The organism is Pedococcus sp. P1_H8 (assembly GCF_056405175.1).
In genome coordinates, this window is the sequence record NZ_JBFUCP010000268.1 from 1 (window position 1) to 428 (window position 428).

A 428-nucleotide genomic window follows, 5' to 3' on the forward strand; every position below is an offset into this window, starting at 1 on the left:
ACCGGAGCGTTGCCGAGCATGTCTATGAGTTGTTTGCGCCGCTTGTCGGTCGCTGAACTCATTGCGCGGTCGATCGTGTGCCAGTCTTCTTGAATGCCGGACGCTCTGAGATTCTGGTTCCCCGCGTCGTAGCGGGGGATTAGAAACCGAAGCACTTCCTCGGCTGCATCAGGCTCACATAGTCCCAGCGCTCGTAGGAAGTCCCGGGCCTGTTTGTCGGACGTGACGGACCGTGCGACAGTGACGAACTCGGATGCGGCGCCGTTGATGGGGAGATAGGCGGTTGGTTCGCCGTTCTCGTCAAACGGCGCGATGTGAGTTCCGTCGTCGAGTCTAATGATCGGCTTGTCGCCTACGATTCCATGTGGCTTCTGCCTTCGCTGCCAGCTCGACTGAGGTCTCCAGAGGGAGGGCAAGCGGTGGAGATG

1 protein-coding gene is annotated in these 428 nt (G+C 59.8%); it reads right to left on the reverse strand.

The features are described from left to right. On the reverse strand, window positions 1-428 hold a 428-nt coding region (locus tag AC1DYG_RS19935), incomplete at both ends, for a hypothetical protein (RefSeq protein WP_477641579.1).